Genomic DNA, 23,523 nt, shown 5'->3' on the forward strand with positions numbered 1-23,523 from the left:
AGCGTAGTCAGATCTCGTCGAGATGGGAGACGTTTGCCATGTCGGCGGCGTCGGTGCTGGGCCGCCCCTCGAACCAGGCGTCGAGGATCTCACCGAGCACCACGTCGGACGTCAGCCGGAGGCTGAGCGCGAGCACGTTGGCGTCGTTCCAGGTGCGGGCGCCGTCGGCGGTGTAGGCGTCGACGCAGAGCGCGGCGCGGACGCCGGGCACCTTGTTCGCCGCGATGGACGCGCCCGTGCCCGTCCAGCAGCAGACGACCGCCTGGTCGGCACGCCCTTCGCTGACGTCTCTCGCGGCGAGTTCGCAGGCCCACGCCCAGTCGGCGCGTTCGCCGTCGCCGAGCGCGCCGTGGGCGACCACCTCGTGCCCGCGCCTGCGCAAGTCCGCCACGACCCGCTCGGCCACGCCGTCCTTGCTGTCGGCGGCCACCGAAATCCGCATGTGTCCTCCCGGCTGCTCACCTCAGATGTACCAGCGCCCCCGGCTGGAATCGAACCAGCGGCCTCCTGTTCCGGAAACAGGCGCGCTCTCCGCTGCGCCACGAGGGCCCGTGGCGGGTGCGGGAATCGAACCCGCCTGGAGCGACGCATGAAATCGCCGGGCACACCAGCGCCCCCACCCGCCTGGGAAGACGCCCGGGCGGGGCCGGGGCCGGAGATCAGCCCCGACGCGCCCAGGACACGCCCGTGCGGCGCCGCATGCGCATTCGCCGGGTGGTCATGGGAGGTCCTTTCGCTGGATCAGGTGCCGGTATCGAGCATGGCGGTCGTACGCGTGACGGCGCAACGCGTTTATGCCGCACATGTCAGACTGGCGCATTGGTGCGGTATGTGCTTGGTTGTGCAGCCATATGAGCATTGACGAGAGTGACATCCCGGCGCTCGCCCGGGGGTGCGCGATCCTGGGCACCGGCGGCGGGGGAGACGTGCGTACGGGGTCGCTGGCCGCGGTCAGGGCCATCCGGGCGTACGGCGAGGTGCCGCTGGTCGAGCTGGCCGACCTGCCCGGCGACGCGCTGGTCGTGCCGCTGTCCGGGATCGGTGCGCCGACGGTCGGCCACGAGATGATCCATGGCGAGGACGAGCCCGAGCGCGTCGCCGAGGAGGTGGAGCGGCTCTTCGGCCGGCCGCCGAGCGCGATCATGTCCTCCGAGATCGGCGGCTCGAACGGGGTCGCACCCGTCGCCTGGGCCGCGCGCCTCGGGGTGCCGCTGCTCGACGCCGACGGCATGGGCCGGGCGTTCCCCGAGGTCCAGATGGTGTCGATGTACGTGGCCGGGATCCCGGCCGACCTGGTGATCATGTCTGACATCGTGGGGAACGTCGTGACCATCCGCCCGATCGACGGGCTCTGGTCCGAGCGTCTGGCACGGGCCGTGTGCGTGGCCGCCGGTTCGCACGCGCTGATGGCCGACTACGTCCTGACCGCCGGCCGGGCCCGCGGCGCGGTCATCGAGGGCACGGTCACCCGCGCGCTGGCGATCGGCAGGGCCACGGAGGGCGCGGACGACCCGCTCGGAGCGCTCCAGGACCGGCTCGGCGCGGTACGCCTGATCACCGGCAAGCTGACCGACGTGGAGCGGCGCACCACCGGCGGTTTCGTCCGGGGGACGGCCACGATCGAGGGCACCGGCGACGACCGCGGCCGCCGCCTCACCGTGGAACTGCAGAACGAGAACCTCGTCGCCGTCGAGGACGGCGCCGTGCGGGCCATGGTCCCCGACCTCATCACGATCGTGGACACCGAGACCGCCGCCGCCGTCCAGACGGAGAGCCTGCGGTACGGCCAGCGCGTCAGCGTGCTCGCCTGGCCCTGCGACCCGCTCTGGCGCACGCCCAGAGGGCTGGAGACGGCCGGGCCCGTGGCGTTCGGCTACGACCTCGACTACGTACCCGTCGAGGAGCTGACGGCGCATGGCTGACCTGCGGATGGGGATCGACGTCGGCGGCACGAACACCGACGCGGTCGTGCTCGGCGCCGACGGCCGGGTGGTGGCCAAGGCCAAGCGGCCGACGAGCAGGGACGTTACCGGAGGGTTGCGGGCGGCCATGGACGCGGTGCTCGCGGAGCTGGAAGGGGCCGCGGGAGCGCGGACGCCGGACGGCGGCGTGCGGAGCCGGGTGGGCCGGGTCATGCTGGGCACCACCCACGCGACCAACGCGATCCTGGAGCGCGGGAACCTCGGCCGGGTCGCCGTGCTCAGGCTCGGCGCGCCCGCCACCACCGCCGTGCCCCCGCTCTCCGGCTGGCCGGACGACCTGCGCGAGGCCGTGTCGGCGGGGGAGGCCGTCGTCCCCGGCGGGCACTACGTCGACGGCCGCGAGATCAGCGCGCCCGACCTCGGCGCGGTCCGCCGCTTCCTGGACGGCGTGGAGGCCGACGCGGTGGCCGTCACCAGCGTCTTCAGCCCGGCGAGCGACGGGCACGAGCGGCTCGTCGCCGAGCTGGTCACCTCCGAGTACGGCCTGCCGGTCTCGCTGAGCCACGAGATCGGCACGCTGGGGCTGCTCGAACGCGAGAACGCCACCGTGCTGAACGCCGCCCTCTACGGCGTCGCCGCCCACGTGACCGGCGCGCTGAGCGCCGTCCTGGCCGAGCGCGGGCTGGACGCGCGCCCGTACCTGGCGCAGAACGACGGCACGCTCATGACGGTGGAGCACGCCGCGCGGCTGCCGGTCGCGACGATCGGGTCGGGCCCGGCCAACTCCTTGCGCGGCGCCGCGTTGCTGTCCGGCGTGGCGGACGCGGTCGTGGTGGACGTCGGCGGCACGTCCACCGATCTCGGGGTGCTGGCCGGCGGCTTCCCCCGCGAGTCGGCGGCGGCGGTCGAGATCGGCGGGGTGCTCACCAACTTCCGCATGCCGGACATCCTCTCCGTCGCCCTCGGCGGCGGGAGCGTGGTGCGCGGACGCGGGGTCGGCCCCGACTCCGTCGGCTACCGGATCGCCGGTGAGGCGCTGGTCTTCGGCGGGGCCACGGCGACGATGACCGACGCGGCGGTGGCGGCGGGCCGCACCCCGCCGGGGGCCGCCGCATGGCGCGGGCGTCTCCCCGCGGCCGTCCTGGCCCGCGCGGCCGCACGACGGAACGGCGCGGACGCGCGGGCAGCGGCGGCGGGCGACGGGCCGGGCGGAGGGCCGGTCGCGCGGGACGGGACGGAAACGATCGCCGACATCCTGGCGAGGGCGATCGCCGTCGCGGACGAGATGGTCATCGACGCCGTGGATCGCATGGCGCTCGGCAGGACCGACCGGCCCCTGGTCGCGGTCGGTGGGGGAGCGTTCATCCTGCCCGCCCGCATCCCGGGCGTGAGCCGGGTGATCCGCCCCGAGCACGCCGAGGTGGCCAACGCCGTGGGAGCGGCCATCGCCCTCGCGAGTGGCAGAGTCGATACGATCTTGCCTGCGGGAGATAGTCGGCCAGAAGCGATCGAAAGGGCCAAGGAAGAGGCGGTGGCGCGAGCCGTGGCGGCGGGGGCGGATCCCTCCGGCGTCGAGATCGTCGATCTCCTCGAGGTGCCGCTGAGCTATCTCTCCGAGCCCGCCGTACGCGTACACGTCAAAGCAGCCGGACCCCTCGCCCGGTGAAAGATCGAAAGGATCCCCCCACCATGCGCTGGCACAAGCGCTTGCTCGTAGCCGGGCTCACCGGCGCCCTGGCTCTGACCGCAGCCGCGTGCGCGGGCGGCCAGGTGCGCGGCGCCGGAGGCACGCCGGAGCCGGCGAAGAGCTCCGGCCCGGCCGCCACGCAGACCGCGAAGGCCAACGACAGCACGTTCGTCTACGTGCCGAACCTGGACGTGGTCACCGACTGGGACCCGGCCACCTCCTACTCCAACGAGATCGTCGCCCTGTCGAACATCTACGAGGGCCTGACCCGTTACAACTTCCAGTCCCGCGAGGCCGAGCCGCGCCTGGCCACCGAGTGGAGCTCGGCCGACGGCGGCAAGGAGTGGACGTTCAAGCTGCGCCAGGGCGTGAAGTTCCACTCGGGCGCCACGCTCGACGCCGAGGCGGCCAAGAAGGCGATCGAGCGGACGATCGAGAAGAAGGGCGGCGCCGCCTACATCTGGGACTCGGTCGACACGATCGAGGCCGTGGACGCGACCACGCTGAAGTTCACGCTCAGGCGCGCCGCGCCGCTCGACCTGATCGCCTCCTCGGGCTACGCCGCCTACATCTACGACGTGGGCGCGGTGGACGCCGACGGCAAGACGACCGCCGGCACGGGCCCGTACACGATCGACTCCTGGCAGAAGGGCAAGGAGACCGAGCTCACGCTGAAGGCGTTCGAGGACTACTGGGGCGGCTGGACGCCCGAGCAGTACAAGAAGGTCGCCTTCCGGGTCACCCCCGAGACCACCACCGCGTGGCAGCTGCTGCAGAAGGGCGAGGTCAACTTCGTCCAGCGGCTGAACCCGCAGCTGTTCGAGCAGGCCGGCATGACCGACAACGTGCAGACGGCGCGGTCGCCGTCGTTCCAGAACCTGCTGGTGCTGTTCAACACGGCCGCGGGCCCGACGAAGGACGTCAGGGTACGGAAGGCGCTCCAGCTCGCGATCGACTACGACGGCCTGGCGGCGGCGCTGAAGGGGGCGGGGCTGAAGGCCGGCGGCCTGGTGCCGGAAGGGCTGCTCGGCCACGTGAACGGCATGGAGCCCGAGCACGACCCGGCCAGGGCACAGGAACTGCTCGCCGAGGCCGGATACGGCCCCGACCTCGCCGAGCTCAGGCTCTCCCTCACCTACGCGCAGGGCGACGAGGACCAGAAGATGCTGGTCACGCTGCTGAGCTCGGCGCTGAAGAAGCTCAACATCACGCTGCAGGCCAAGCCCATGACGTGGAGCGCCCAGTGGGACCTGGGGAAGAAGCAGGGGCAGGACATCTTCGTCATGTACTGGTATCCGGACTATCCGGACGCCTATTCGTGGTTCCTCAACGTGTTCAAGAGCGAGGACGAGCCGCGGTTCAACCTGTCGTACCTGAAGGACCGCGAGATCGACGCGGCCGTCGAGAAGCTGCCCGAGCTCATGGCGACCGACGCGCTCAAGGCGGAGGACGCGTTCGAGGAGCTGCAGAAGAAGATCATCGGGGAGCAGGCGGCGGTGGCGGTGCCGTACGTGCAGACCTACCAGCGCGCGCTGACCGCTGATGTCAAGGGGTACGTGGACAACCCCGCCTATCCCAACGTCGTCTTCTTCTACGACCTCGAACGCGCACGCTGACGCCCATGCTGCGCTATCTGGCCCGCCGGCTCGGCCAGGCCCTCCTGGTCGTCGCCGGCGTGGTCGTGCTCACGTTCGCCGTCATGCGGCTGGTGCCGGGGGATCCGGCGGTGGCGTTCGCCGGGCCGAAGGCCTCGCCGGAGGAGCTCGCCGCGGCGCGCGAGCGGTTCGGGCTGGACGATCCGCTGCCGGCGCAGCTCTTCGCCTACGTGCGCGACCTGTTCACCGGCGACTGGGGGGTCAGCCTGCGCACCCGGCAACCCGTGCGCGAGGATCTCTATCTCGCCTTTCCCGCCTCGCTCGAACTGGTCGGGGCGGCTCTGCTGATCGCGGTGGCGGCGGGGATCCCGGTCGGGGTGCTGGCCGCCCGCTATAAGACGAAATTTCCGGACTTGGGGGTGCGGTTCGGCAGCATGCTGGCCGTCTCCGTCCCCGTCTTCTGGCTGGCCCTGGCCCTGCAGCTGATCTTCGCCGGCAAGCTCGACTGGTTCCCCGTGGCCGGCGAGTACGACTCCTCGCTGGACACCACGAGCCCTCTCACCCTGTGGACGAACATCACCGTCGTCGACGCCCTCATCACCGGCAACTGGCCCATCCTCACCAGCACCCTCCACCACCTGGCGCTGCCCGCCCTGGTCGTGGCCGCCTACCCAGCGGGCGTCATCGCCCAGATGACCAGGGCGACCCTCATCGAGGAGTCCGGCCAGGACCACGCCAGGCTGGAACGCGCGCTCGGGTTCGGCGAGACGTCCATCCTGACCAAGTTCGCCCTCAGGCCGGCGCTGAGCCCCGTGTTGTCGCTGATCGCCCTGGTCTTCGCCTACTCCCTCGTCAACGGCTTCCTCGTCGAGGCGATCTTCAACTGGCCGGGCCTGGGCCGCTACGCCGCCGAGTCGATCCGCTCGCGCGACACGCCGGCCATCGCCGGCGTCACCCTCCTGGTCGCCCTGGTCTACGTTCTGGCCAACCTGGTCGTGGACGTGCTCCAGGGCTTCCTCGACCCCCGGGCGAGGAGCCGATGAGGAGCCCGCGCGCCGAGGTGCCGCTGCGGCGCTCCCTGCCACGGGTGCCCGACCGGTTCGCCGCCTTCGGGGCGGTGCTCATCGTGCTCATCGTGCTGGCCGCGATCATGGCGCCGTGGCTCGCCCCGTACCCGGACGAGCCGCGCCCGCTGGAGGGGTCGCTGCCGCCGGGCGGCGCGCACTGGTTCGGCACCGACCAGCTCGGCCGCGACGTGCTCACGAGGATCCTGTACGGCGGCCGCACCTCGCTGGCCATCGCGGTGTCCGTCCTGGCGGTCTCGGCGCTCGGCGGTGTGACGCTGGGCGTGGTGGCCGGGTACGCGGGCGGCTGGGTCAGGGACGTGATCATGCGGGTCACGGACGTGTTCCTGGCCTTCCCCGCCCTGCTCCTCTCGCTGGCGCTGGCGGTCGTGCTGCCGCCGAGCGTGAACACGGTCATCCTGGCCATCGCGGTGACCTGGTGGCCGTGGTACACCCGGCTGGCCGCGTCCGTGGCCGCCACGATCGCCGCCAGCCCGTACGTGGACGCCGCCCGGTGCCTCGGCGTGCCCGCGCCGCTGATCGTTTTGCGGCACGTGCTGCCGAACTCGCTCACCCCCGTCCTGGTCCAGATCTCGCTGGACGCGGGCGGCGTGATCCTCACCGCGGCGGCGCTGTCGTACCTGGGGCTCGGCGCGCAGGAGCCGACGGCGGAGTGGGGGCTGATGGTGCAGCAGGGGCAGACGCTGTTCACCACGAACTGGTGGATCGGCACGTTCCCCGGGCTGGCGATCCTGGTGACGGCGTTCGCGTTCAACATGCTGGGGGAAGGGTTGCGCAACGCGCTCGACCCCAGGGCGAGGACGGTCACGTGATCGAGGTGCGTGACCTCCAGGTGCGCTACGCCGGGCGGTTGGCGGCCGACGTCCCCGAGCTGGACGTTGGCGCGGGCGAGTGCGTCGCGATCGTGGGGGAGAGCGGCTCGGGCAAGTCCACGACGCTGCTCTCGCTCCTGGGTCTCACCGAGGGCGCCGAGGTCTCGGGACACGTCAGGGTCTGCGGGGTCGACGTGCTCGCCGCCTCGCCGCGCCGGCTGCGCGAGATCCGCGGGGCCAGGGCGGCGCTCGTGATGCAGTCACCCCAGTCGGCGCTCAGCCCCGCCACCCGTCTCGGCGTGCTGATGCGCCGCGCGCTCAGGCTCCACGGCGTCGGGAAAGGCGCAGGCCGGGGCGGGAGCCTGGACGAGATCATGGCGGAGTCCGTGGCGGCGGTCATGCTCGACCGCACGATCCTGCGGCGTTACCCGCACGAGATCTCCGGCGGCCAGGCCCAGCGCTTCGCCATCGCGCTGGCCATCGCCCTGGGCGCCGAGGTGATCCTCGCCGACGAGCCGACCAGCGCCCTCGACGTGACCGTGCAGGCCGAGGTGGTCGGGGTGCTCCACCGGCTCAGGGTGGAACGAGGGCTGGCACTCCTGCTCGTCTCCCATGATCTGGCCCTGGTCTCGACGATCGCCGACCGGGTGCTGGTCATGAAGGGCGGGGAGGTGGTGGAGTCGGGTCCAGCCGCGAGGGTGCTGGCCGAGCCGTCGCATCCCTACACGCGCGAGCTGCTGGAGGCGCTGCCGTGACCATGCTCAGGGCCGAGCGGGTGACCCTCGGGTACGCCGGGCGGGCCGTCGTGCACGACGTGAGCCTGGACGTCACCGCGGGTGGCGTCGGGCTGATCGGGGAGAGCGGCTCGGGCAAGACGACCCTGGCGCGCGCGTTCCTGGGCCTCCTCACCCCCATGGCCGGAAACATCTGGTACGGCGACCAAATCCTCAAAAAAGCGGACATGCGGGCGTTCCGGAAAGACGTCCAGCCCGTCTTCCAGGCCGAGGCCCTCGACCCCAGGATGCGCATCGGCGCCTCCGTCGCCGAGGCCCTGCCGGCGCGAGGACCCCGCGCCGCCCGTGCCAGGGTGCCGGAACTGCTCGAACAGGTCGGGCTCGACCCCGTACTGGCCGGCCGCAGGCCGCACCAGCTCTCGGGAGGCCAGCGCCAGCGAGTGGTGATCGCCAGGGCCCTGGCGGTCGGCCCCCGCCTGCTCATCCTGGACGAGCCCACGAGCGCGCTCGACGTCACCGTCCAGGCCAGGATCCTCGACCTGATCGCCTCGCTGGACACCGAGCGCCTGCTGATCACGCACAACCTCGCCGTGGTGCGGCGGCTCTGCCGCACCACGCACGTGTTGTTCGCGGGGCAGGTCGTCGAGTCGGGAGCCACGCGCGACCTCCTGGCGAACCCGGCCCACCCCTACACCCGCGCCCTGCGCGACGCCGTGCCCGAGCGCGGCGGCCCGCCGCCGCGGGCCAGGGGCGCGACGGAGGCCGTGCCGGCGCGGACGGGCTGCCCGTTCAGGCTCCGCTGCCCGCTGGCCGTGCCGGAGTGCGAGCGGCCGCCCGCGCTCAGGGACGTGCGGGGCCGTCAGGTGGCCTGCCACCGGGCGGAGGACGTGCTGGTCACCTAGCCGGATAGCGCGCCTTGAGGTGCGCGGTGAAGTCTTCGGCGAGTTTGTCCATCAGCCTGGCCAGCTCCGCTCGCTCTTCCGGGGGCCAGCCGGCCGTGGCGCTCTCGAACCACGCGGCCGTCACCCGGCGGCACCTGCTCGCGGCCTCGGCGCCGTCCTCGGTGAGCGCGATGCGCCAGGCGCGGCCGTCGTCGGGGTCGCGCACCCGCTCGACCAGCTTGCGCCCCTCCAGCGCGGCGACGTGCCGGGTCACGTGCGGGCTCTCCACCTGCAGTCCTGCGGCGATCGCGCCGATCCTGCACGGCTCGCCCGCGTCCAGCAGGTGGACGAGGATCTGCACGTCGGGCCGGTCGAGCCGGACGCCCGCGGCCTCGGTCAGGCGCTCGTGCGTCTTGGCACGGTGGAGCGTGGCCGCGAGCCGGCGGTAGGCCGAGACCGTCTTGATGAGATCGTCGTCCATCGGTTTGCTTACCTAACTTAGGTATGTATCATCGTTCCTCGACTAATTACCCAAAGTATCTAAAAGGAGCGGAACATGGCGACAGCCGTCGCAACCGCGCGCCGGGACACCTCGGCGCGCAACCCCTGGCCGGCCGTGGTGTCACTGGCCTTCGCCGCGTCGATCGCCGCCTTGCAGAACACTGCGGTCGTGCCGTTGCTTCCCGTGCTGCAACGTGAGCTGGACGCCTCGCTCACCTCCGTGAGCTGGACGCTGACGGTGAGCCTGCTGGTCGCCGCGGTTTCCACGCCGCTGTTGTCGCGCTTCGGCGACATGTACGGCAGGCGCCGCATGATCCTCGCCGCCCTGGCGCTGCTGGTGGCCGGCTCGGTGATGGCGGCGCTGGCCACCTCTCTGACCTGGTTGCTGGTGGCGCGGGTGTTGCAGGGGTTCGTGGCCGCGCTGGTGCCGCTGTCGATCGGCGTGGTACGCGACATGTTGCCCGGACGCCAGCTCGCGACCGGCATCGGCGTGCTCAGCGCGACGATGGGCTTCGGCTCCGGCGGCGGGATGATCCTGGCCGGGCTCGCTTCCGGAGACTGGCACCTGGTCTTCTGGATCACGGCCGCCATCTCCCTGGTGGCCTCCGTCTTCGTGGCCTTCCTCGTACGCGACCGCGCGCCGGCCGTCAGAGGCCGTCCCGACCTGCTCGGCGCGGGGCTGCTGGCCGCGTGGCTGGTCGCGCTGCTGCTGGCCATCAGCGAGGGCGGCTCGTGGGGCTGGACCTCGCCCGGCGTGCTCGGGCTGTTCGCGGCCGCCGCGGTGCTGGCCGCCGTGTGGGTCGTGGTCGAGCGCCGGGTGCCCGAGCCGCTGGTGCAGATGGCGATGCTGGTCCACCGGGGCACGGTCGGCGCGACGGTGGCCTCGATGCTGCTCGGCCTCGCGTTCTTCACCCTCCTGACCGGCATCTCCGGTTTCGCCCAGGCGCCCGCCGGCTCCGGCTACGGCCTGGCGGCCTCCACCCTGGAAGTCGGGCTCTACCTGCTGCCCAGCACGCTGTTCATGCTGGTGCTCTCCCTGTTCGCGGGCCGGTTGATGCGTCACTTCCACGCCTCGTCCATGGTGGCCGCGGGCTCGGCGGTGACAGGGCTGGCGGCGTTGTGGCTGGTGGCCAGGCACGACGGCCCCGCCGACCTGTACATGGCGGCCTCGCTGATGGGCATCGGCTTCGGCATCGGGTACGCGGCGCTCGGCACCATGGCCGTCGAGCACGTCGAACCGGGCATGACGGCCGTCGCCGCGGGCGTGAACGCGCTCGTGCGCATCGTGGGCGGAAGCACCGCGGGCGCCGCGATCGCCGCCATCCTGGCCGCCAGTCCCGGCGTGCGCGGCTACCAGTGGGTCTTCGGCGTGGCCGCGGCGGCCGGAGCGGTGGCCGCGCTGTTCGCGGCCACGTACGGATGGCTCAACCGCCGGGCGGTCACAGCGCCTTCAGCCCGCTGATCACCTCGAGCAGCACCTTCGCGTCGGGGGCCGGAGGCGGGTGTTCGACCTGCACGAGCTGGCGCGCGTGCAGGTCGCCGACCAGCACCCTGATCACGCCGATGGGCAGGTTGAGCTCGGCCGCCACGTCCACGAGCCGGGTCGGCTGGGTGCACTTCTGCAGGATGATCAGATGTTCGGGGTCGAGGCCGCGCGGCGTCGTCAGGCCGCCGGACGTGATGATCACCGCGATGAGGTCGATGGCCTCGCTCGCGGGCACCGTACGGCCCCTCGTCAGCAGATAGGCCGGGACGATCGGACCGGCGTCCTCGTCCAGCCAGCGCTCTTCTGGCTTGTCACTCACTGCGCACCACCCGCATGGGTCGAGCGGGTTCCTTGACGTGGGGATCCAGGTCCGGATCGGCCACGTGCTCAGCCGGGATCAACACGATCGCGGTGGTCCCTCCATATGGTGAACCGCGTAGTGTCACGCGGATGTCATGCCTGGCGGCCAGGCGGGAGACGACGAAAAGGCCGAGCCTGTCGGTGTCGGCCAGGTCGAACTCCGGCGGGCTGGCCAGCCGCTCGTTGAGTTCGTCCAGCACCTCCGCGCTCATTCCGAGCCCGCGGTCCTCGACCTCGAAGACGAACCCCCTGGCCGCCTCCTCGCCCCGCACGATGACCTGGGTGTGGGTGGGGGAGTAGACGGTGGCGTTCTCGATCAACTCCGCGACGAGGTGGATCACGTCGCCGACGACGGGGCCCGCCAGTCGCTGGCCGGACATCGGCTCGACGGTGACCCGCGGGTAGTCCTCCACCTCGGCGGCCGCCCCGCGGGCGACGTCGAGCAGCGGCACCGGGCGGCTCCAGCCGCGGCCCGGCGTGGCGCCCGACAGGATGATCAGGCCTTCGGCGTGGCGGCGCATGCGCGTGGTGAGGTGGTCGAGCTTGAACAGGTCCTCGAGGGCGTCCGGGTCGGTCGCACGGTGCTGCATGTCCGCCAGCTGGATGCGCTGGCGGTGCAGCAACGTCTGGCTGCGCCTGGCCAGGTTGCGGAAGACGTGGCCGACGCCCTCGTTGAGCCGCGCCTGCCCGATGGCGGCCTCGACGGCGGTCTGCTGCACCGTGGAGAAGGCCTGCCCGACGTCGTCGATCTCGACCGTGGTGCTCGCCACCGACACCTCGGGCAGCTCGATCCGCTCGCCCCTGCGCAGCGTGCCGACCACGTGCGGCAGGCGCTCCTGCGCCACCTCCAGGGCGGCCAGCCGGAGCGCGCCGAGCTCCCGCGACAGCCGGTTGCCCATCCGCAACGAGAACACGATCGACACGACCACCAGCACCAGAGCGGTCCCCGCCAGCAGCTGCGCCCGGCCGAGCACCCGGTCGGCCACCGGGTCGGCGCGCCCGTTCAGGTTGGCGCTGGCCCGCATCTGGACCGCCTGGAACGACTTGGCCAGCTCCTCCGTGACGCTCAGCCAGTCACGCGGCGAGCGGCCGGAGATGATCTGGTCCTCCATCATCCGCATCCGCTGATAGGAGGCGGAGGTGATCATGGCGACCTGGGGGTCGCGCAGCGGCGGGTCGAGCTCTCCGAGCGCCTGGTCGACGAGGAAACGCCGGTTGCCGACGATCTGCGTGAAGGTCCTGCGCTCCACGGCCGTGGTCGGCCCGAGCGCGATGGCCTGCTCCCGGGTGAGCAGCTCCTTCGCGTAACTCATGTCGATGACCACGCGCGACTGCTCGTAGATCGGGATGTCGTCGATGAGCGCGACGCGGCGGTGCAGGCCGAACAGCGCGTCGGCGATCGCGTCGTAGGACTCAACTGCGTGCAGGCGGTCGCTCAGGCTCGTGTCGATCTCTCTTCTGATCACGTCGAGCCTGTTCAGTTGCGTGTACACCGCGTTCACCTGCGTGCGGATCTCTTCCGATCTGTCCTTGGAGTTGCCCGAGAGCCGCGTGAAGGTGTCTTCAGCGGCGTCGGTACGGCTACGCTGCGCCTCCACCGCGGTCTGGGCCGCCATGTGGCGCAGGTGCTTGGCCGAGACGAGACGCTCGCGCTGGATCTCGTTGATCAGTTTGTACGCTGGATGGCGGAGGTTCGTCCAGAGTGTCTTGTACTCGCGTAGCTCCAAGCTCTCGGTGGCGGTGACGGCGGTGATGACGCCCCACAACACCACCATGGAGGTCAGAGGCACCAGTAGGAGTCCGATGATCTTCATGCGGATCGTTCGGCTACGACCCATGGCACCTCACTCCGGTCGGTCCCCTGCTGGCAACCCCGGACGGGACAAGCCCCGAGGATAGCAATTCGATCACCAGATTGCCCAATTTTTCGGGAGTTTTGGACATGTTTTCATGATCATGCAGTAGGTTTCCCCGGGTAGATCGGTGGCGGAGGAGGACGCGTGCGCAGTCGTCTCGTTGCGGCCGCGGCGCTGGTGCTCCTCGCGGCGTGCGCGGCGCCCACGGAGGTGCGCCAGGCGCCGGAAGGGACGGCGCCTTTCGTGCACGTCTACAACACCGACGTGATCACCGAGTGGGATCCGAGCCGCTCCCACTCCAACGAGATCATCGCCTTCCAGAACATCTACGAGACCCTCACCCTCTGGAACCCGGTCACCAAGATCGCCACCCCTCGCCTGGCCACGTCCTGGCGCGCCTCGGCGGACGGCCGCACCTGGACGTTCACCATCCGCTCAGGCGTGACCTTCCACACGGGCAGACCGGTGGACGCGGCGGCCGTCAAGGCCTCGATCGAGCGCACCATCAAGTCCAGGACCGGAGCCTCCTACATCTGGAACGCCGTCTCCTCCATCAGGGTCGACGACCCCCAGACGGTGACCTTCACGCTGCGCTACGCCGTCCCGCTCGACCTGGTGGCCTCCGCCGGGTACGCCGCCTACATCTACGACACGAAGGCGGCCCCCGACCTGACGAAGTGGTTCGCGCAGGGGAAGGACGCGGGCTCCGGACCGTACACGGTGGCCCGGTGGCAGAAGGGGGCGGAGGAGGAGCTCACGCTCACCGCGTACGACGGCTACTGGGGTGGCTGGCGCAGGCCGCACTACAACACCATCAAGTTCCGTGCCGTGCCCGACCCCGCCAGGGCGTACAAGATGTTGACGGACGGCGAGGCGACCTTCGTCGGCCGGCTCTCGCCCCGGCTGTTCGCCAGGGCCTCGGCCACGCCGGGCATCCGCACGTCGGAGGCGCGCTCGTTCACCACGGCGATGATGTTGTTCAACACCGCGCGCGGCCCGATGAAGGACATCCGGGTGCGCCGCGCCATCCAGAAGGCCGTCGACTACCAGGGCGTGGTGCGGGCGCTCCGTGGCGCCGCTGGCCCGGCGAGCGGCGTCGTGCCGGAAGGGCTGCTGGGCCACGTGCCGGGCAGGGAGCCCCGGCAGGACCTGGAGGGCGCAGCCCGGCTGCTGGAGAAGGCGGGCTACGGGCCCGGCGGCGAGCCGCTGCGCCTGCGCGTGACGTACGGGCGGGGTCAGTACGACCAGCAGGTGCTCGTCTCGAAGTTGCGGGCGGCGCTGCGCCCGCTCAACGTCACCCTCGACGCCCTGCCCATGCACTGGAACGCGCAGTGGGAGCTGGGCAGGAAACGCGGCCAGGACATCTTCATCATGTACTGGTGGCCCGACTACGCCGACGGCTACTCCTACTTCGGCAACGTCTTCCACAGCTCGGACAGGCCGGAGTTCAACCTGTCCTACCTCCGGGACGACGCCCTGGACACGCTGCTCTATCCGGTGCCCGAGCTGGCCATGACCGACAAGGCGGCGGCGCAGCGGGCCTACGAGCAGGCCACGGTCAGGGTGCTCGACCAGCGGGTGGCCGCGGCGGTGCCGTGGGTGGTCTACTCGCAACGCGCCTATCTGGGCGGTGTCGAGGGATATGAGGACAACCCGGCCTATCCGGACGTGGTCTTCGTGCACGGCCTCAGGCCGTCGGCGTGATCTCCTCAGAGGTGTCACCGCGGGTGGCGTCGACCCGCTCGCGCAGGCGGGCCCTGATCTCCTCGGGCGTGTAGGCGCGGCGGCGCCGCTCCGCCCGCGCGATCACCACTCCCGTGGCGGCCACTCCCATGATTCCGGCCAGACCGAGCATCTTCCACCACCGCATGTGCCTAGGCTAACGGTGTGCTGACTCTCGACGAGGCCGTCAAGGTGACGCGCACCGGTGACCTGTGGATCTTCCGCGGGCGCTCGGTGCCCGACCGCGCCATCCAGACGGTGACCAACAGCCCGGTCAACCACGTGGGCATGGCGATCGTGATCGAGGACCTGCCGCCCATGATGTGGCACGCCGAGCTGGGCCGGTCGCTGCCCGACCTGTGGGCGGGCACGCACCAGCGCGGAGTGCAGCTGCACGACCTGCGCGACGCCGTGACGGTCTGGGGCGACCGGTACGACCAGCGGCCCTGGCTGCGCCAGCTCGACCCCGAGGCGACGCGCGAGATGGAGGACGCCGCCCTGCGCACGGTCGCCCGCCTCGACGGCACCCCGTTCCCCTCCACCACCCGGCTGGCCGCCCGCTGGGCCAGGGGCCGGATCCCGCGCCGCCGCCGGGAGCAGACGCTGGAGAGCGCCTACTGCGCCGAGGTCGTGGCGGTCACCTACGAGGAGATGGGGCTGCTGCCCGCCGGTCGCCGGCCCAACTGGTACGACCCCGGCAGGTTCTGGAGCGGCGACGACCTGGGGCTGCTCATGGGATTCCGGCTCGGCAACGAGATCACCGTGGGCGTCGAGCGCGCGCGGCGCTGAATCGTAAAAAACAGGCAAAGGTCGCAGGCGTGTGGGACGGCCCTGCCCGCTGACGGCCGCCCGCGTTCCCGTCGCCGGACGTGTTCTCGGCGCGGATGCGAAGATGACGAAGCTTTGACGCATTAGGCTCGGACACGATGGACATCCGCGTGCTCGGCCCGGTCGAAGTGCACGACAACGGTGCTGAGATCCCGATCGTGGGCGCCCAGCAGCAGTGCGTGCTCGGGCTCCTCGCGGCCTGCCACGGCGCCTACGTACCGGTCGACCGGCTGATCGAGGCGCTGTGGGAGGAAGACCCGCCCAAGACCGCCAAGACCATCGTCCAGCTCAAGGTCTCCCAGCTGCGCAAGACGCTGGGCGGGCGCATCGCCAGCACCACGGCCGGCTACTCGCTCGCCGTGCCCGACGACGAGATCGACGTGCGCCGCTTCCGCCGCCTGGCCGCCGAGGGGCGGGCGGCGACCCGGCCGGAGCAGGCCGCCGCGGCCTGGGAGCGGGCGCTCTCCCTGTGGCGCGGACAGCCCCTGCAGGGGGTCGGCACCACCTGGGTCGACCAGCGCGTACGCGGCCCGCTGACCGGCGAGCGGTGGGACCTCGTCGAGGAGTACGCCGCCGCCCTCATCGAGCTGGGCCGCCACCGCGAGGTGCCCGCGCTGCTGCAGGAGCTCAGGGACGAAGAGCCGCTCAGGGAGACGCCGCACGCGCTGGCCATGACGGCGCTGTGGCACGACGGGCGGACGGCGGAGGCCCTGGAGCTGTTCCACGGGGTGCAGCGGCTGCTCGCGGGGGAGCTGGGCGTGGATCCCGGGCCCCGGCTGCGCGACCTGCACCAGCGCATCGTCGAGGGCCACCGGCCGGTGGTGCCGCGCCAGCTCCCCCGCGACGTCGCCGGCTTCGTCGGCAGGCAGGCCGAGACCGAGCGCGTACGCGAGCTGCTGCGCGAGGGCCGCGTCGCCGTGGTCACCGGCGCGGCGGGCATCGGCAAGTCGGCGCTGGCCGCGCACGTCGGCCACCGGGTCGCCGCCGAGTTCCCCGACGGTCAGCTCCACGTCGACCTCAACGGCTACGGGCAGGGCGAGCCGCTTCCGCCCGAGCGGGTGCTGACCCGCCTGCTCGGCGCTCTCGGCGTGCCGGCGCCGAACAGCATCGCCGAGCAGCTCGACCTCTACCGCTCGACGCTGGCCACCAGACGGGTGCTGCTCCTGCTCGACAACGCCGCCGACGCCGAGCAGGTGCGCCCGCTGCTGCCCGGCGGCTCCTGCGGGGTGATCGTCACCAGCCGTGACACGCTGCGCGGCCTCATCCTGCAGGGGGCGCAGAGCGTACGCCTGGCCACGCTCACCCCCACCGAGGCCAGCGACCTGCTCGCCGACCTGGTGGGCAAGGACGTCGTCCACACCGACCCCGAGGCCGTCGCCGAGCTGGCCGAGCTCTGCGGGCACCTGCCGCTCGCCCTCGCCATCGCGGGCGCCAACCTCATCGGCCGGGCCGACCTGCGCGAATACATCAAGGAGCTGCACGCCGACCGCTGGAGCACGCTGGCCGTCGAAGGAGACGCGCAGGCCACGGTCGCCACGGCTTTCGCCAGCTCGTACGCCGCGCTCCCCGACGACGCGCGCATGTTGTTCAGGCGCTTCGGGCTGGTCCCCGGCTGCGACTTCACCGCCCACTCCGCCGCCCGCCTGGCCGGCACGGACCCGGCCACGGCCACCCGCCTGCTGACCAGGCTGGCCTCCGCCCATCTCGTGGAGGAGCACACGCCAGGCCGCTACCGGCTGCACGACCTGGTCGCCCTCTACGCCCGCGAGCACTGCACGGCGGGTGACGACGACCCCGCCCGGCTGCACGCCTACTACCTGCACACCGCTCGGGCGGCCGCGCCGCTCCTCGCGCCCTCCATCGAGCTGCTGCCACTCACGCCTGAGGACCCGCCGTACGACGCGGAGGAGTTCGCCGACGCCGGCGCGGCCACCGCCTGGCTGGACGCCGAGCAGCACAACCTGCTGGCGGTGATGGACCACGCCTCCGGACGCATGCTCTGGCGGCTGATCGAGACCCTGCGGGCCTTCATGTACGGCACGTACCAGCCCGACGTGATCGCGGCCCTGGCGCGCAAGGGCCTGGCCGCCGCCGAACGCGACGGGGACCTCGCCGGGCAGGCCAGCATGCACCACACGCAGGCCAACACCCGCTTCGTCCTGAACGAACCGCGCGCGGCCCTGCGCCACTACGAGCTGGCCGCCGAGCTCTACGAACGGATCGGCTGGGGTACGGGGACGCTCCTGGCGCTGACCAACTTCGTCGTGGCCACCTCCAGCCTCGGCGACTTCCACGAGGGCGCGGCCAGGCACGAGCGGATCGTCCGGCTGTGGGAGGCGTTGGAGCCCTCCACGAAGCTCGCCGCCACGCTGGAGAACCACGCCATCGTGCTGCTGTGGTCGGGGCGCGCCCGCGAGGCCCTGGAACAGCAGCTACGCGCCAACCGCATGCGGGAGTCGCTCGGCGAGCCGCCCGCCTGGCGGGCCAGGGCGTGCTCCATCGTCGGCGACATCCGGCTGGCGATGGGCGACCTCGACGCGGCCGCGGAGGCGTTCGAAGAGGGCCTGAAGTCCGCTCATGCGGGCCAGCTGCCGGGGACGTTGTCGAGCGCGGCCATGGCGTACCACCTGAAGGGCGAGGACGCGAGGGCGGCCGATTTGGCGCGGCGAGCCGTGCAGACGGCCAGGGCCAGCGGGCTGCGCAGCGAGTACGACGAGGCGCGCAGCACGCTCGCCCTGGTGGACGACTCCATCGAGATCGGCGTGCGCATCTCCATGCTCAAGGAGGTGATCGCCTCCTACCGCTACCGCACCTATCCCTATCTCGACGCCCGCGCGCGCGTCTGGCTGGCCGAGGTCTGCCTGCGCGGCGGCCGGCACGCCGAGGCCGCCGAAGCGGCCGAGCAGGCGCTCGACGCGGCCACCCGGCACGGCCTGCGGCGGCTCGAAGGGCTGGCGCTCACCCTGCTCGCCCGGGCCGACCTGCTCGACGGGCGGCCCGACGCGGCGCGCGAACACGCCAGGCGGGCTGCCGAGGTGCACGGGGAATGGGGACACCGGCTCGACGAGGCCGCCGCGCGGGCCGTGCTCGACGAACTCTGAGCCCGCTCAGGTCCGGGCGGACAGCAGCGACTCGAAGGTGCTGCGGAGCTCCCGGCCCGGGTCCACGCCGAGCTGGTCGGCCAGCAGGCGGCGCGTGCGCTCGTACAGCTCCAGCGCCTCCGCCTGCCGCCCCACCTGGTAGAAGGCCGTCATGAGCAACGACACCAGCCGCTCCCGGTGCGGGTTGGCCGTCACGCTCGCGCGCAGCGGCGCGACCAGCCGCTCCGGTTCCCCCAGCCGGAGCCTCATGCGCGCCAGCTGCTCGATGGCGGCCAGCCGCGCCTCCTCCAGCTCGACCGCCGCCACCTCCAGCGACCTGCCGCCTCGCGGCCCGCCCAGCGCAGGACCCCGCCACAGGGCCAGCGCCTCGTCCAGCAGATCGGCGCCGGACCCGTCGTCGCGCCGCGCCGCCTCGGCGACCAGCCGGCGAAAACGCAGCGCGTCCACCGACTCGGGGTCGGCCAGCAGCACGTACCCTGACGAGTCGGTCTCCACCCGGGCGCCGACCAGCGTCCTGCGCAACCGGTACACGTGCCCCTGCACGGTCATCCGCGCACTGTCCGGGGGATCACCCTCCCACACGGCGTCGATCAGCCGCTCCACCGGCACCGGACGGTTCAGGTCCAGCACCAGCGCGGCCAGGACATAACGACGCTTACGCGGCCCGGTGTCCAGGCGGCGCCCCCCAACACAGGCGTCAATGGACCCGAGCAGGCGAAACTCCAAGCGATCCATCCGGACAGCCTGCCGGGACGCGCTAAAAGGCGGCTAAACACAGCGGTGCCAACAGAACGCCAACTCCTTCTGTCAGGGTCTACCTCTCACGATCTCACCCAACAGGAAGAGAAACATAGTGATCACGAAGAAGGCCGCGATCGCCGTCATGGCGGGCTCGCTCATCGCAGGGCCGATGGCCACCGTCGCCATGGCGCAGCCGAGCAACGCCGCCGTCGTCGCGAAGGACCGCCTCGGTCCCGGCGACTGGCTGCTGCCCGGACAGTCGCTGACCTCCGGCCGGTTCAAGCTCATCCAGCAGGCGCAGGGGAACCTGGTGTTCTACGACGGCACCAAGGCGCTGTGGAGCTCGCCCACCGCAGGCAAGCCGGGCGCCCGGACGACCATGCAGAAAGAGGGCAACCTCGTCATCTACGGCCTCGACAACAAGCCGCTGTGGTCCACGCAGACCGCCGGCAACCCCGGGGCCTACCTCAAGCTGCCCGAGCAGAGCGGCAACCTGGTGATCTACTCCAGGGACAACAAGCCGCTGTGGTCCTCCATGGCCTACATCAGCAAGCTGCCCTCCGGCCAGGTGCTGCGCCCCGGGCAGTTCATCCAGTCGCACAACGGCCGCTACAAGCTGATCCAGCAGAAGGAGGGCAACGCGGTCCTGTACGACGGGCGGCGCAGCCTGTTCACCACGCCGACGGCGGGGCACCCGGGCGCGCGCTCGATCATGCAGAAGGAAGGCAACTGGGTCGTCGTCGACAAGAACAACAAGGCCCTGTGGACCACCAGGACCGCCGGAAACCCGGGCGCCTGGCTGTCGGTCAGCAACGACGGCCGCGTCATCATCTACTCGGCCGCCAACAAGCCGCTCTGGACCAGCCAGATGCGCTGACCGGCCCGCGGGGGCGCTCGCTGCCTGCCGCCCCCGCCGGTGGCAGGCTGTAAGCATGCGCCTGGCTACCTGGAACGTGAACTCGGTCAAGGCACGACTGCCACGCCTGCTCGCCTGGCTGGCCGAGGTCAAACCCGACATCGTCTGCCTGCAAGAGACCAAATGCCCCGCGGACGCGTTCCCCGCGGCGGAGGTGGGCGCGCTCGGCTACGCCGCCGCGGCCCACGGCGACGGGCGGTGGAACGGCGTCGCGCTGCTGTCCGCGGCCGGGCTCGACGAGGTGACCCTGAGCTTCCCCGGCGAGCCCGGATTCGCGGAGCTCGACGGGGTCGGCGCCGCCCGCCCCGAGGCCAGGGCCATCGGGGCCACCTGCGGCGGCATGCGGGTGTGGTCCCTGTACGCGCCGAACGGGCGCACGGTCGACTCGCCGCACTACGCGTACAAGCTGGACTGGTTCTCGGCGCTGCGCGACGCGCTCGAAGCCGAACTGGCCGCCGGGCCCGTGGTGGCGTGCGGCGACTACAACGTGGCGCCGTCCGACGCCGACGTGTGGGATCCCGCGCTCTTCGTCGGATCCACCCACGTCACCCCGGCAGAACGCCAGGCGCTGGCCGGCCTGCGCGCCCTGGGACTGCACGACGTCGTGCCGACGCCCATGAAAGGGCCGCACCCCTTCACGTACTGGGACTACCGGGCCGGGATGTTCCACCAGAACAAGGGCATGCGCATCGACCTAATCTACGCGAGCGAGGACGTCGCCGGGCGGGTGCGGTCGGCGTACGTCGATCGCGAGGCCCGCAAGGGGAAGGGGCCGTCCGACCACGCGCCGATCGTGGTGGATCTGCGGCCATGAACTTATTCCTATTCACGGCCATCCGAGTATTCTGTGGTCTCGAATGTTTCGGGGGGTGTAAAGAACCATCAAGGCCACAGGGGGAGCTCCGTGGAACCTGCAGACGGCCGTGTCATTCTCTTCATCCTCGTCGCCCTCGCCGTGTTCGCCCTCGGCCGCCGCTTCCAGACCATGGTCATCATGCGCCAGGTGTGGAAGCAGAGCGCCAGGCAGGTCAGCGCCAGAAAAGCCGTCGCGAACAACGCCGCGAAGTCGTTGATCGGCATCACCCTGCTCGCGATATTCGTCGTCTGGCTGGTGCTCAACCTGAATCGCGTCATGTGAGAAAACGCTGTCGGTGATCACCGCGCAATTGCACGAAGTGGAGCAATCACCGAATTTCCTGGCCCGCACGATCAGCGGCGGTGGCGGCGGAGGGCCCAGGCGGCCAGCACCGCGGTGCCCGCGGCGGCCAGGGTGACGGCGCGGGTCAGGCGGACCGCCCGGCGGATGTCCTTGACGTCGGGCTCGGGCCCGTCACCCATCGTCGGACGGTGTTCGACCCTGCCCTGGTAGACGTTCGTGCCGCCCAGCGTGACGCCCAGCGCGCCGGCGAACGCGGCCTCGCAGCGGCCGGCGTTCGGGCTGGGGTGCCGGTGGCCGTCCCTCATGAGCGCGGTCAGCGCGCCGCGCGGGTCCGGCCCGGTCAGGACGGCGAGCAGGCCGGTCAGCCGCGCGGGCACGTAGTTGGCCACGTCGTCGAGCCTCGCCGCGGCCCAGCCGAACCGCTCGTAACGCGCCGAGCGGTGGCCGACCATGGCGTCCAGCGTGTTGACGGCGCGGTACGCCAGCAGGCCAGGCACACCCGCCACCGCACCCCAGAACAGCGGGGCCACGACCGCGTCGGAGGTGTTCTCGGCCAGCGACTCGACGGTGGCGCGCGCCAGCTCCTCGGCCTCCAGCCGGGAAGGGTCGCGGCCGCACAGGTGGGGGAGGCGGGCCCTGGCACGTCGGAGGTCGCCGTGTTCGAGGGCGGCGGCCATGTACGAGCCCTCGCGGGCCAGCGTGGTGCCTCCCAGCACGGCCCAGGTGGCGACGGCCGTCACGATCGTGCGCGCGGGCCGGCCGGGGACGCGCTGGGCCAGCACGCCGAGCGCGGTCGCGCCGCCGACGCACACGGCGACGTGCAGGACTCCGCGCGACCGCGCGTCCCTGTAGAGCGAACGTTCCAGCCTCGCCGCGGCGCGCCCGAAAAGGGCCACCGGATGGGCGGGAGTCCGCGGGTCGGCGACGAGCCGGTCGAGCGCCACGCCGAGAGCGAGGCCGAGAGGGTCAGACCAGGTGGGCATGGAGCTCATCTTCGTGCACGTCCAGCCATGCGGCGGCACGCCGGATGCGCTCGCCGGCGCCGTTCGCCCACATCCTCGCCCAGTTGCCGCCGGCCGAGGCACGGGTGCGCATGACGGTGTAGGAGCGGTGGAAGCGGAGCCTGGCCAGCTCGAGGAGGCGGCGCCGGTCACGGGGCAGCACGCCGTACGCGTCGCAGAACAGGCGCAGGCGCTCGCCCACGTCGAGGGCGCGGAGGAGCGGAGGGCGGTCGACGGGGTCGGCGATCGGGGCCCAGTGGCGGAGGGCGGTGACGATGTCGAAGAGCCGCGTGGTCGGCCGGGCCAGATCGAAGTCGATCAACGCGTACGGCCGCCCCGCCCGAAAAATCACGTTATCCATCGTCAAGTCACAATGGCCGATGACTTCCGGCGCTTTATCATCATTCGATCCCCCCTCCCAGCCGTCCAGCACCAGCGGAAACCCCGCAGTCGCATCGTGGAACTCCCGCACCAGCACCGCGAGCCCGGCCAGCGCCTCATCGCTCGCGCTCTCCGGCCGCAGCCCGGTCGTGCCCGGCACGTACGTGAGAACCTCGCGCCCGTACTCGTCCATCCCCACCACACGTGGCGCACCCTCGAACCCCGCCGCCTCAAGGTGCCTGAGCAGGGCGTGCACGGAGGGCGTGGACGTACTGGCCGGTCTGCGCACGGTGTCACCGACGCGCACCACCCCGTCAGTCACATCCCCGCCCTGCAAGGGAATCTCATGCAGGAGCGTCGCGACCATGCCACGGAAGCTTAGACTTTCCGCCCCGCTTCCGCCCGATCTTTTCGCCGCTTCCGGCAACAAGATCGCCCCGCTCGATGCCCGTACCCTCCCTGGGTTGGGTGCCGCCGGCTTCCTCCCGCTCCGGTATCCTCCCTGTGGCCCGCACGACCAGACAGAGCACCGGCTGGACCGTGGCGGCCATGGTCACGGAGTTCCTGGTCATGTGCGGGTGTGATCGGGTCGACAGACTGACACGGGAAAACGTGTGCGTGACATGTCGCCGGATCATGCACAATAAGGCGGGAGCGCCCTTAGCTCAGCTGGATAGAGCACCGGACTTCTAATCCGACGGTCGCAGGTTCGAATCCTGCAGGGCGCGCTTCTGAGACCAGGCAATCCACGGGTT

22 protein-coding genes and 3 tRNA genes are annotated in these 23,523 nt (G+C 71.5%); 15 read left to right on the forward strand and 10 right to left on the reverse strand.

Translation table 11 applies throughout. The features are described from left to right. Positions 1–7: 7 nt before the first annotated feature. From ABGB14_RS30270 to ABGB14_RS30280, 3 genes are all read right to left on the reverse strand, one after another. Positions 8–442 carry an RpiB/LacA/LacB family sugar-phosphate isomerase gene (locus ABGB14_RS30270; RefSeq protein WP_347647229.1) on the reverse strand — a complete coding sequence of 145 codons (435 nt, stop codon included), beginning with the start codon at positions 440–442 and terminating at the stop codon, positions 8–10. A 34-nt stretch (positions 443–476) separates the two neighbouring features. Further along, positions 477–549 (reverse strand) — tRNA-Arg (locus ABGB14_RS30275). A 3-nt stretch (positions 550–552) separates the two neighbouring features. Further along, positions 553–625 (reverse strand) — tRNA-Met (locus tag ABGB14_RS30280). A 226-nt stretch (positions 626–851) separates the two neighbouring features. Here ABGB14_RS30280 and ABGB14_RS30285 point away from each other — a divergent pair. Genes ABGB14_RS30285 through ABGB14_RS30315 form a run of 7 tightly spaced genes read left to right on the forward strand, consistent with a single transcriptional unit; the run spans position 852 to position 8,737 of the window. Next, positions 852–1,922 carry a DUF917 domain-containing protein gene (locus tag ABGB14_RS30285; RefSeq protein ID WP_347647230.1) on the forward strand — a complete coding sequence of 357 codons (1,071 nt, stop codon included), beginning with the start codon at positions 852–854 and terminating at the stop codon, positions 1,920–1,922. Next, entirely contained in the window at positions 1,915–3,588 is a 1,674-nt protein-coding gene (locus tag ABGB14_RS30290; RefSeq protein WP_347647231.1) for a hydantoinase/oxoprolinase family protein, read from the forward strand. Before ABGB14_RS30285 ends, ABGB14_RS30290 begins: the two co-directional genes overlap by 8 nt. Positions 3,589–3,611: 23 nt before the next feature. Next, complete coding sequence (locus ABGB14_RS30295; protein WP_347647232.1) at positions 3,612–5,225, forward strand: ABC transporter substrate-binding protein; 1,614 nt, start codon at positions 3,612–3,614, stop codon at positions 5,223–5,225. Positions 5,226–5,230: 5 nt separating this feature from the next. Then, entirely contained in the window at positions 5,231–6,247 is a 1,017-nt protein-coding gene (locus ABGB14_RS30300; protein WP_347647233.1) for an ABC transporter permease, read from the forward strand. Next, entirely contained in the window at positions 6,244–7,101 is an 858-nt protein-coding gene (locus ABGB14_RS30305; RefSeq protein WP_347647234.1) for an ABC transporter permease, read from the forward strand. Before ABGB14_RS30300 ends, ABGB14_RS30305 begins: the two co-directional genes overlap by 4 nt. Beyond that, entirely contained in the window at positions 7,098–7,856 is a 759-nt protein-coding gene (locus ABGB14_RS30310; protein ID WP_347647235.1) for an ATP-binding cassette domain-containing protein, read from the forward strand. The genes ABGB14_RS30305 and ABGB14_RS30310 overlap by 4 nt, the downstream gene beginning before the upstream one ends. Before the next feature lie 2 nt (positions 7,857–7,858). After that, entirely contained in the window at positions 7,859–8,737 is an 879-nt protein-coding gene (locus ABGB14_RS30315; protein ID WP_347647264.1) for an ABC transporter ATP-binding protein, read from the forward strand. Here ABGB14_RS30315 and ABGB14_RS30320 read toward each other — a convergent pair. Then, on the reverse strand, positions 8,730–9,197 hold the full coding sequence (locus ABGB14_RS30320) for a MarR family winged helix-turn-helix transcriptional regulator (RefSeq protein WP_347647236.1): 468 nt from the start codon (positions 9,195–9,197) through the stop codon (positions 8,730–8,732). The genes ABGB14_RS30315 and ABGB14_RS30320 overlap by 8 nt on opposite strands. A 75-nt stretch (positions 9,198–9,272) precedes the next feature. Between ABGB14_RS30320 and ABGB14_RS30325 the strand changes: the two genes are divergently transcribed. After that, positions 9,273–10,679 carry an MFS transporter gene (locus tag ABGB14_RS30325; RefSeq protein WP_347647237.1) on the forward strand — a complete coding sequence of 469 codons (1,407 nt, stop codon included), beginning with the start codon at positions 9,273–9,275 and terminating at the stop codon, positions 10,677–10,679. On the opposite strand, the gene ABGB14_RS30330 is transcribed toward ABGB14_RS30325, so the two are convergent. Both ABGB14_RS30330 and ABGB14_RS30335 read right to left on the reverse strand, forming a co-directional pair. Then, positions 10,657–11,022 carry a DUF742 domain-containing protein gene (locus ABGB14_RS30330; protein WP_347647238.1) on the reverse strand — a complete coding sequence of 122 codons (366 nt, stop codon included), beginning with the start codon at positions 11,020–11,022 and terminating at the stop codon, positions 10,657–10,659. The genes ABGB14_RS30325 and ABGB14_RS30330 overlap by 23 nt on opposite strands. Next, positions 11,015–12,877, reverse strand: coding sequence for a nitrate- and nitrite sensing domain-containing protein (locus ABGB14_RS30335; RefSeq protein ID WP_347647239.1), 1,863 nt, complete (start codon positions 12,875–12,877; stop codon positions 11,015–11,017). Before ABGB14_RS30335 ends, ABGB14_RS30330 begins: the two co-directional genes overlap by 8 nt. Positions 12,878–13,063: 186 nt before the next feature. Here ABGB14_RS30335 and ABGB14_RS30340 point away from each other — a divergent pair, with 186 nt between their 5' ends. Then, positions 13,064–14,623 (forward strand): ABC transporter substrate-binding protein, encoded by a 1,560-nt coding sequence (locus ABGB14_RS30340; RefSeq protein WP_347647240.1) that lies wholly within the window; start codon positions 13,064–13,066, stop codon positions 14,621–14,623. Here the strand turns inward: ABGB14_RS30340 and ABGB14_RS30345 are convergent. Continuing rightward, positions 14,607–14,789 (reverse strand): hypothetical protein, encoded by a 183-nt coding sequence (locus ABGB14_RS30345; protein WP_347647266.1) that lies wholly within the window; start codon positions 14,787–14,789, stop codon positions 14,607–14,609. The genes ABGB14_RS30340 and ABGB14_RS30345 overlap by 17 nt on opposite strands. Before the next feature lie 20 nt (positions 14,790–14,809). On the opposite strand from ABGB14_RS30345, the gene ABGB14_RS30350 reads away from it, so the two are divergent. Beyond that, positions 14,810–15,430, forward strand: a complete 621-nt coding sequence (locus tag ABGB14_RS30350) for a hypothetical protein (protein WP_347647265.1) — start codon at positions 14,810–14,812, stop codon at positions 15,428–15,430. A 137-nt stretch (positions 15,431–15,567) separates the two neighbouring features. Next, positions 15,568–18,570 carry a BTAD domain-containing putative transcriptional regulator gene (locus ABGB14_RS30355; protein ID WP_347647241.1) on the forward strand — a complete coding sequence of 1,001 codons (3,003 nt, stop codon included), beginning with the start codon at positions 15,568–15,570 and terminating at the stop codon, positions 18,568–18,570. Between the two features lie 6 nt (positions 18,571–18,576). On the opposite strand, the gene ABGB14_RS30360 is transcribed toward ABGB14_RS30355, so the two are convergent. Next, positions 18,577–19,305, reverse strand: coding sequence for an AfsR/SARP family transcriptional regulator (locus ABGB14_RS30360; RefSeq protein ID WP_347647242.1), 729 nt, complete (start codon positions 19,303–19,305; stop codon positions 18,577–18,579). Between the two features lie 118 nt (positions 19,306–19,423). Between ABGB14_RS30360 and ABGB14_RS30365 the strand changes: the two genes are divergently transcribed. The 3 genes from ABGB14_RS30365 to ABGB14_RS30375 all read left to right on the forward strand — a co-directional run bounded on the left by ABGB14_RS30365 (position 19,424) and on the right by ABGB14_RS30375 (position 21,365). After that, positions 19,424–20,188, forward strand: coding sequence for a hypothetical protein (locus ABGB14_RS30365; protein ID WP_347647244.1), 765 nt, complete (start codon positions 19,424–19,426; stop codon positions 20,186–20,188). Positions 20,189–20,243: 55 nt separating this feature from the next. Further along, complete coding sequence (locus ABGB14_RS30370) at positions 20,244–21,041, forward strand: exodeoxyribonuclease III (protein ID WP_347647245.1); 798 nt, start codon at positions 20,244–20,246, stop codon at positions 21,039–21,041. A 90-nt stretch (positions 21,042–21,131) separates the two neighbouring features. Beyond that, positions 21,132–21,365 carry a hypothetical protein gene (locus ABGB14_RS30375; protein WP_347647246.1) on the forward strand — a complete coding sequence of 78 codons (234 nt, stop codon included), beginning with the start codon at positions 21,132–21,134 and terminating at the stop codon, positions 21,363–21,365. A 71-nt stretch (positions 21,366–21,436) separates the two neighbouring features. On the opposite strand, the gene ABGB14_RS30380 is transcribed toward ABGB14_RS30375, so the two are convergent. Next, on the reverse strand, positions 21,437–22,369 hold the full coding sequence (locus tag ABGB14_RS30380; protein ID WP_347647247.1) for a cobalamin biosynthesis protein: 933 nt from the start codon (positions 22,367–22,369) through the stop codon (positions 21,437–21,439). Continuing rightward, the gene (locus ABGB14_RS30385) at positions 22,353–23,090 is read right to left on the reverse strand and encodes a phosphotransferase (protein ID WP_347647248.1); all 738 of its coding nucleotides are present in this window, start codon (positions 23,088–23,090) and stop codon (positions 22,353–22,355) included. Before ABGB14_RS30385 ends, ABGB14_RS30380 begins: the two co-directional genes overlap by 17 nt. A 332-nt stretch (positions 23,091–23,422) precedes the next feature. Between ABGB14_RS30385 and ABGB14_RS30390 the strand changes: the two genes are divergently transcribed. Continuing rightward, positions 23,423–23,496 (forward strand) — tRNA-Arg (locus tag ABGB14_RS30390). Positions 23,497–23,523: the final 27 nt, after the last annotated feature.

Source organism: Nonomuraea sp. B10E15 (assembly GCF_039871615.1).
Taxonomy (GTDB): domain Bacteria; phylum Actinomycetota; class Actinomycetes; order Streptosporangiales; family Streptosporangiaceae; genus Nonomuraea.

Excerpts from the sequence above, each read along its gene's own strand:
- ABGB14_RS30285 (WP_347647230.1), top strand. The coding sequence starts at position 852 with ATGAGCATTGACGAGAGTGACATCCCGGCGCTCGCCCGGGGGTGCGCG.
- ABGB14_RS30325 (WP_347647237.1), top strand. The coding sequence starts at position 9,273 with ATGGCGACAGCCGTCGCAACCGCGCGCCGGGACACCTCGGCGCGCAAC.
- ABGB14_RS30370 (WP_347647245.1), top strand. The coding sequence starts at position 20,244 with ATGCGCCTGGCTACCTGGAACGTGAACTCGGTCAAGGCACGACTGCCA.
- ABGB14_RS30315 (WP_347647264.1), top strand. The coding sequence starts at position 7,859 with ATGCTCAGGGCCGAGCGGGTGACCCTCGGGTACGCCGGGCGGGCCGTC.
- ABGB14_RS30300 (WP_347647233.1), top strand. The coding sequence starts at position 5,231 with ATGCTGCGCTATCTGGCCCGCCGGCTCGGCCAGGCCCTCCTGGTCGTC.
- ABGB14_RS30305 (WP_347647234.1), top strand. The coding sequence starts at position 6,244 with ATGAGGAGCCCGCGCGCCGAGGTGCCGCTGCGGCGCTCCCTGCCACGG.
- ABGB14_RS30355 (WP_347647241.1), top strand. The coding sequence starts at position 15,568 with ATGGACATCCGCGTGCTCGGCCCGGTCGAAGTGCACGACAACGGTGCT.
- ABGB14_RS30295 (WP_347647232.1), top strand. The coding sequence starts at position 3,612 with ATGCGCTGGCACAAGCGCTTGCTCGTAGCCGGGCTCACCGGCGCCCTG.
- ABGB14_RS30380 (WP_347647247.1), bottom strand. The coding sequence starts at position 22,369 with ATGCCCACCTGGTCTGACCCTCTCGGCCTCGCTCTCGGCGTGGCGCTC.
- ABGB14_RS30290 (WP_347647231.1), top strand. The coding sequence starts at position 1,915 with ATGGCTGACCTGCGGATGGGGATCGACGTCGGCGGCACGAACACCGAC.
- ABGB14_RS30360 (WP_347647242.1), bottom strand. The coding sequence starts at position 19,305 with ATGGATCGCTTGGAGTTTCGCCTGCTCGGGTCCATTGACGCCTGTGTT.
- ABGB14_RS30320 (WP_347647236.1), bottom strand. The coding sequence starts at position 9,197 with ATGGACGACGATCTCATCAAGACGGTCTCGGCCTACCGCCGGCTCGCG.
- ABGB14_RS30335 (WP_347647239.1), bottom strand. The coding sequence starts at position 12,877 with ATGAAGATCATCGGACTCCTACTGGTGCCTCTGACCTCCATGGTGGTG.
- ABGB14_RS30270 (WP_347647229.1), bottom strand. The coding sequence starts at position 442 with ATGCGGATTTCGGTGGCCGCCGACAGCAAGGACGGCGTGGCCGAGCGG.
- ABGB14_RS30345 (WP_347647266.1), bottom strand. The coding sequence starts at position 14,789 with ATGCGGTGGTGGAAGATGCTCGGTCTGGCCGGAATCATGGGAGTGGCC.